Source organism: Actinacidiphila polyblastidii, from assembly GCF_036353415.1.
GTDB classification, from domain to species: Bacteria; Actinomycetota; Actinomycetes; order Streptomycetales; family Streptomycetaceae; genus Actinacidiphila; species Actinacidiphila polyblastidii.
Genome location: NZ_JAZEWV010000065.1, coordinates 1 through 7113 on the forward strand (window position 1 = coordinate 1; position 7113 = coordinate 7113).

The following is a 7113-nucleotide window of genomic DNA, read 5'->3' on the forward strand; positions in this document are numbered from 1 at the left end:
GGCCCGCTACCCGCACCTGTCGCTGCGCGAGCGCGCCTCGGTCGGCCGCGCCGCCCTCGCACTGCGCGGCCTGGACCTGGACGATCCGGCCCTGGACCGCGAGGACTTCGGCAGCTGGCTGAGCAGCCGCGGCCAGTCCGCCCGCACCATCGAGGCGCTGTGGGACCTGGTCGGCGTGGCCACCCTCAACGCCACCGCGGGCGACGCCTCGCTGGGCCTGGCCGCCAAGGTCTTCAAGACCGGCCTGCTGTCCGAACCCGGCGCCGCCGACATCGGCTGGGCAAACGCCCCGCTCGGCGACCTGCACGACGGCCGCGCGCGCACCGCGCTGGACGCCGCCGGGGTGCGCACCGTGCTGCGCGGCCGCGCCGCCGCGATCTCCCGTGCGGAGGGCGGCGGCTGGCTCGTCGACGTCGAGACCGGCCCCGGCCGCCGCGAGCAACTCGCCGCGGACACCGTGGTGCTGGCCGTCCCTCAGCGCGAGACGCACGCCCTGCTCCCCGACGGCGCGCTGGCGGATCCGGAAAAGCTGTTGCGCATCGGCACCGCGCCGATCCTCAATGTCCATGTGATCTACGACAGACAGGTGCTCGAGCAGCCGTTCCTCGCGGCGCTCGGCAGCCCTGTCCAGTGGGTCTTCGACCGCACCAAGAGCTCAGGACTCAGCGGCGGCGGCCAGTACGTGGCCGTGTCGCAGTCCGCGGTCCAGGACGAGATCGACCTTCCCGTGGCCGAACTGCGCGACCGCTACCTGCCGGAACTGCGGCGGGTGCTGCCCGCGGCGAAGGGCGCGGAGGTCCGCGACTTCTTCGTCACCCGCGAGCGCACCGCGACCTTCGCGCCCACCCCGGGCGTCGCCGCGCTGCGGCCCGGACCGCGTACCGACGCGCCGGGCCTGTTCCTCGCCGGGGCATGGACCGCCACCGGCTGGCCCGCGACCATGGAGAGCGCGGTGCGCAGCGGCCTGCATGCCTCCCGAGAAGCTTTGTCCGCCCTCGGGCTGCCATTCGACAACGGCGTCCTGGAGTCGGCATGAGTGCAATTGGTGCAACAAGAGGAGAGAACGTGACCGCTGACAGCGTCATCGCGCTGCTGGAGAACGGCCGCATCCTGACCACACCGGTGCTCCGCGCGGCCGTGGCACGCCTCGCCCCCCCGATGGACACCGTGGCCGCCTACCACTTCGGCTGGATCGACCAGACCGGCCGGCCCGCGGAGGGCGACGGCGGCAAGGCCGTACGCCCCGCGCTGGCCCTGCTGTCGGCGCAGGCCGCGGGCGCCCCCGCGGAGACCGGCGTGCCCGGCGCGGTCGCGGTGGAGCTGGTGCACAACTTCTCGCTGCTGCACGACGACCTGATGGACGGCGACGAGCAGCGGCGGCACCGGGACACGGTGTGGAAGGTGCACGGCCCGGCCCAGGCGATCCTGGTGGGCGACGCGCTCTTCGCGCTCGCGAACGAGGTGCTGCTGGAGCAGGGCACCGCCGACGCCGGGCGGGCCACCCGCCGGCTGACCACGGCCACCCGCAAGCTGATCGACGGTCAGGCCCAGGACATCTCCTTCGAGCACCGCGAACGGGTCACCGTGCGGGAGTGCCTGGAGATGGAGGGCAACAAGACGGGGGCGCTGCTGGCCTGTGCGTGCTCCATCGGCGCGGTGCTCGGCGGGGCCTCCGAGGCGGACGCCGACGCGCTGGAGGAGTACGGCTACCACCTCGGGCTGTCCTTCCAGGCGATCGACGACCTGCTGGGCATCTGGGGCGACCCGGCCACCACCGGGAAGCAGACGTGGAGTGACCTGCGGCAGCGCAAGAAGTCGCTGCCGGTGGTCGCCGCGCTGGCGGCCGGCGGGCCCGCGTCGGAGCGCCTGGGTGAACTGCTGGCGGCGGACGCGAAGAATCCTGAAAACGATGCGTTCAGCGAGGAAGAGTTCGCCATGCGCGCGGCGTTGATCGAAGAAGCCGGTGGCCGTGAGTGGACTTCGCAGGAAGCCCGCAGGCAGTACGCGACCGCGATCGCCGCGCTGGACAAAGTGGACATGCCGGAAGAAATTCAACGTAAGCTCGTAGGTCTGGCGGATTTTGTGGTGGTTCGCGAAAAGTAGGCCCAATGTGGAGCGCTAGACGTCGCCGGTCCCTCTCATGTGACGGCCGACGGCCGCCCCCAACACCGCAGAAGTCTCAACTGCAAAGGGGAAGCCATGACAGCGACGACCGATGGCAGTCCAGGGTCGCCAACCCAGCGGACACCTTCGGCCAGTAGCGCCTCGGCGCCGGATCCCGTTCCATCCGGCGGACCCGAGGCGGCGGCGCAGCGTGCCGTGCAGCGCGCCGCAGACCACCTTCTGGCACGGCAGCACTCCGACGGATGGTGGAAGGGCGACCTCGAGACCAATGTGACCATGGACGCCGAGGATCTGATGCTCCGTCAGTTCCTCGGCATCGGCGACGCCGCCGTCACCGCGGCCTCCGCCCGCTGGATCAGGTCGCAGCAGCGCGAGGACGGAGCCTGGCCCACCTTCCACGGCGGCCCCGGCGACCTCTCGGCGACGGTCGAGGCGTACGTCGCGCTGCGGCTGGCCGGCGACGCGCCGGACGAGGCCCATATGCAGCTCGCCGCCAAGTGGTCGCGCGGCGAGGGGGGAGTCGCCTCCGCGCGGGTCTTCACCCGCATCTGGCTGGCCCTGTTCGGCTGGTGGAGCTGGGACGACCTGCCGGAGCTGCCGCCGGAGGTCATCTACCTGCCCAAGTGGATGCCGCTGAACATCTACTCCTTCGGCTGCTGGGCCCGGCAGACCATCGTGCCGCTCACCGTCGTCGGCGCCCACCGGCCGGTGCGGCCCGCGCCCTTCGGCATCGACGAGCTGCACATCGATCCCGCCAACCCCAACCCGCGCCAGCGCAAGGCACCGCTGGTCAGCTGGGACGGCGTCTTCCAGCGGCTGGACCAGGTGCTGCACGTCTACCGCCGGCTCAGCCCGCGCATGGTGCGGCGCAGCGCGATGAACGCCTGCGCCCGCTGGATCATCGAGCGCCAGGAGGCCGACGGCTGCTGGGGCGGCATCCAGCCGCCGGCCGTCTACTCGGTGATCGCCCTGCACCTGCTCGGATACGACCTGGACCACCCGGTGGTGAAGGCCGGGCTGGAGTCGCTGGATCGTTTCGCCGTATGGCCCGGGGACGGCATGCGGATGATCGAGGCGTGCCAGTCGCCGGTGTGGGACACCTGTCTCGCCACCATCGCGCTCGCCGACGCCGGCGTGCCGGCCGACCACCCGGCGCTGGTCAAGGCGGCCGACTGGATGCTCGGCGAGCAGATCACCCGCCCGGGTGACTGGTCGGTGCAGCGCCCGCAGCTCGCCCCGGGCGGCTGGGCCTTCGAGTTCCACAACGACAACTACCCGGACATCGACGACACCGCGGAAGTGGTGCTCGCGCTGCGCCGGGTGGCCCACCCCGACCCGGCGCGCGTCGACTCCGCCATCGACAAGGCGGTGCGCTGGAACGTCGGCATGCAGTCGAGGAACGGCGCCTGGGGCGCCTTCGACGCCGACAACACCAGTCCCTACCCGAACCGGCTGCCCTTCTGCGACTTCGGCGAGGTCATCGACCCCCCGTCGGCCGACGTCACCGCGCACGTCGTGGAGATGATGGCGGCCCTCGGGCTGGAGAAGGACCCGCACACCCGGCGGGGCATCGACTGGCTGCTGGCCGAGCAGGAGGACAACGGCGCCTGGTTCGGCCGCTGGGGGGTCAACTACATCTACGGCACCGGTTCCGCCGTGCCGGCGCTGACCGCCGCGGGACTGCCCGCCACGCACCCGGCGATCCGCCGGGCCGTCGAGTGGCTGGGCTCGGTGCAGAACGCGGACGGCGGCTGGGGCGAGGACCTGCGCTCCTACTCCGACCAGGAGTGGGTCGGGCGCGGCCACTCCACCGCCTCGCAGACCGCGTGGGCGCTGCTCGCGCTGCTGTCGGCGGGGGAGAGGAACCACGACGCGGTCGCGCGCGGGGTGCGCTGGCTCACCGAGACGCAGCTGGAGGACGGCTCCTGGGACGAGCCGTACTTCACCGGGACCGGCTTCCCCCGGGACTTCTCCATCAACTACCACCTGTACCGCATGGTCTTCCCGCTCACCGCCCTCGGCCGCTACGTGCGCGACGAGCCCTTCGGGACCACCCACATGCCCGCACTCGCCTCCGGCACGGGAAAGGGGGCCTAGTTCGTGGGGCACTCCCGACCACCGCTGCTCGTGGTGTGCGCCCTGCGCATCGAGAAGTTCGCCCTGCGCAGGGGCGTGGCCAGGGCCGCCGCGGACACGGTCACCGTGCTCCGTACCGGCATGGGGCCCAAGGCCGCCCACCGGGCTGTCGCGGCGGCCCTGCACGACAAGGGGCTGCCCGACGCAGCCGTACTGACCACCGGCTTCTGCGCGGGGCTCGCCCCGGGCATGCGGCCGGGTGACGTCGTCGTCGCCGACGACGGACACGAGAGCGCGGTGCTGGTGGCCGCGCTCAAGGCCACCCTCACCGACAGGGGCCACACCGTGCACACCGGCACCCTGGCGGAATCCGACCATGTCGTGCGGGGCGCCGAGCGCGCCGCGCTCGCGGCGACCGGTGCCATCGCCGTCGACATGGAATCGGCCGCGATGCGGCGCGCCGCGCTCGCCGAGGGCGCACAATGCGTCGCGGCCGCGCGGGTCGTCGTCGACACGCCCGAGTACGAACTCGTGCGGGTCGGAACGCTGCGCACCGGGATCATCGCATTCCGGGTGCTGAGAGATCTTGTTCCCGCCTTCCTCGAATGGCACCGCACTACCGCGCTCCCCTGGAGGTGAGCTAGATGGCCATGCCGCTCCGTCAGACCATCCGTGTCGCGTCGTACCTCTTCGAACAGAAAATGGTCAGGCGACGCGAAAAGTTCCCGCTGATCGTCGAACTCGAACCACTCTTCGCCTGCAACCTCGCCTGCGAGGGCTGCGGGAAGATCCAGCACCCGGCCGGGGTGCTGAAGCAGCGTATGCCGGTGGCACAGGCCGTCGGCGCGGTGCTGGAATCGGGTGCGCCGATGGTCTCCATCGCGGGCGGCGAGCCGCTCATGCACCCCCAGATCGATGAGATCGTGCGTCAGCTCGTGGCACGCAAGAAGTACGTATTCCTGTGCACCAATGCTCTGCTCATGCGTAAGAAGATGGACAAGTTCACTCCCTCGCCGTACTTCGCATTCACGGTGCATATCGACGGCATGCGCGAGCGGCACGACGAGTCCGTCGCGAAGGAAGGCACCTTCGACGAGGCCGTGGAGGCGATCAAGGAGGCCAAGCGGCGCGGATTCCGGGTCACCACCAATTCCACCTTCTTCAACACCGACACCCCGCAGACGATCATCGAGGTGCTCGACTACCTCAACGACGAGCTGCAGGTCGACGAGATGATGCTGTCGCCCGCCTACGCCTACGAGAAGGCGCCGGACCAGGACCACTTCCTGGGCGTGGAGCAGACCCGCGAGCTGTTCAGGAAGGCGTTCGGCGACGGCAACCGCAAGCGGTGGCGCCTGAACCACAGCCCGCTCTTCCTGGACTTCCTCGAGGGCAAGGCGGACTTCCCCTGCACCGCCTGGGCGATCCCCAACTACTCCCTGTTCGGCTGGCAGCGGCCCTGCTACCTGATGAGCGACGGCTACGTGCCCACGTACCAGCAGCTCATCGACGACACCGACTGGGACAAGTACGGCCGCGGCAAGGACGCCCGCTGCGACAACTGCATGGCGCACTGCGGCTACGAGCCCACCGCCGTGCTGGCCACGATGGGGTCCCTGAAGGAGTCCATCCGCGCCGCCAAGGAGACCGTCGCGTCCAACCGCGTGAAGTGACCCCGCGCTGAAGCCCTTTCAGCGCACGCCCGGCGTGTACGAGTCACCGGCCACGGCCCCCGCGGGCCGGGCCGGTGGCTCGCGCGCTTACCGGCGGCGGCCGGGCACAGGCGACCGCCGCACCGTATCCATCCCGGCAGGGGGAACGAGGTCTGCACATGTCGATGCTGGAGAACATCAGAAGCCCGCGCGACCTGAAGGCGCTGCCCGAGGGCCGGCTCGACGAACTGGCCGCGGACATCCGCCACTTCCTCGTGCAGGCGGTGGCCAGGACCGGCGGCCACCTGGGACCCAACCTGGGCGTGGTGGAGCTGACCATCGCGCTGCACCGCGTCTTCGACTCGCCCGCGGACAAGGTCCTGTGGGACACCGGTCACCAGTCCTACGTGCACAAACTCCTCACCGGCCGCCAGGACTTCTCCAAGCTGCGCAGCAAGGGCGGGCTGTCCGGCTACCCCTCGCGCGCGGAGTCCGAGCACGACGTGATCGAGAACAGCCACGCCTCCACCGTGCTGGGCTGGGCCGACGGCCTGGCCAAGGCGAACGAGGTGCGGCACTGCAGCGACCGGGTGGTCGCGGTCATCGGTGACGGCGCGCTGACCGGCGGCATGGCCTGGGAGGCGCTGAACAACATCGCCGCCGCCAAGGACCGCCCGCTGGTCATCGTGGTCAACGACAACGAACGCTCCTACGCGCCCACCATCGGCGGCCTCGCCAACCACCTGGCGACGCTGCGCACCACCGACGGCTACGAGCGGTTCCTGTCCTGGGGCAAGCAGCTGCTCCAGCAGACCCCGGTGGTCGGCCGGCCGCTGTACGAGTCGCTGCACGGCGCCAAGAAGGGGTTCAAGGACGCCTTCGCGCCGCAGGGCATGTTCGAGGACCTGGGGCTGAAATACCTCGGTCCGATCGACGGCCACGACATCGCCGCCATGGAGTCCGCGCTGCGCCGCGCCCGCCGCTTCCACGGCCCGGTGCTGGTGCACTGCATCACCGAGAAGGGCCGCGGCTACCCGGCCGCCGAGCAGGACGAGGCGGACCGCTTCCACACCGTCGGCGCGATGGACCCGCTGACCTGCGCGCCGCTCGCGCCCGCCGCCGGACCGTCGTGGACCTCGGTCTTCGGCCAGGAGATGGTGCGGATCGGCGAGGAGCGCCCCGACGTCGTCGCGATCACCGCCGCGATGCTCCAGCCGGTCGGTCTCGACGCCTTCGCCAAGGCGCACCCCGAGCGGGTCTT

6 protein-coding genes are annotated in these 7113 nt (G+C 71.0%); all 6 read left to right on the top strand.

Going from position 1 to position 7113, the window contains the following annotated elements; translation table 11 throughout:
* Positions 1–1036 (top strand): hydroxysqualene dehydroxylase HpnE (hpnE, locus tag V2S66_RS34120; RefSeq protein WP_330800957.1); only part of this gene is annotated, 1036 nt, incomplete at its 5' end.
* On the top strand, positions 1033–2103 hold the full coding sequence (locus V2S66_RS34125; RefSeq protein ID WP_330800959.1) for a polyprenyl synthetase family protein: 1071 nt from the start codon (positions 1033–1035) through the stop codon (positions 2101–2103). The genes hpnE and V2S66_RS34125, both read left to right, overlap by 4 nt.
* A 96-nt stretch (positions 2104–2199) precedes the next feature.
* Positions 2200–4221, top strand: a complete 2022-nt coding sequence (gene shc, locus V2S66_RS34130) for a squalene--hopene cyclase (RefSeq protein WP_330800961.1) — start codon at positions 2200–2202, stop codon at positions 4219–4221.
* Between the two features lie 3 nt (positions 4222–4224).
* On the top strand, positions 4225–4839 hold the full coding sequence (locus V2S66_RS34135; protein WP_330800963.1) for a phosphorylase family protein: 615 nt from the start codon (positions 4225–4227) through the stop codon (positions 4837–4839).
* Between the two features lie 5 nt (positions 4840–4844).
* Positions 4845–5873, top strand: coding sequence for an adenosyl-hopene transferase HpnH (hpnH, locus tag V2S66_RS34140; protein WP_330800965.1), 1029 nt, complete (start codon positions 4845–4847; stop codon positions 5871–5873).
* A gap of 158 nt (positions 5874–6031) precedes the next feature.
* A partial coding sequence (locus tag V2S66_RS34145) for a 1-deoxy-D-xylulose-5-phosphate synthase N-terminal domain-containing protein (protein WP_330800967.1) occupies positions 6032–7113 on the top strand: 1082 nt, incomplete at its 3' end.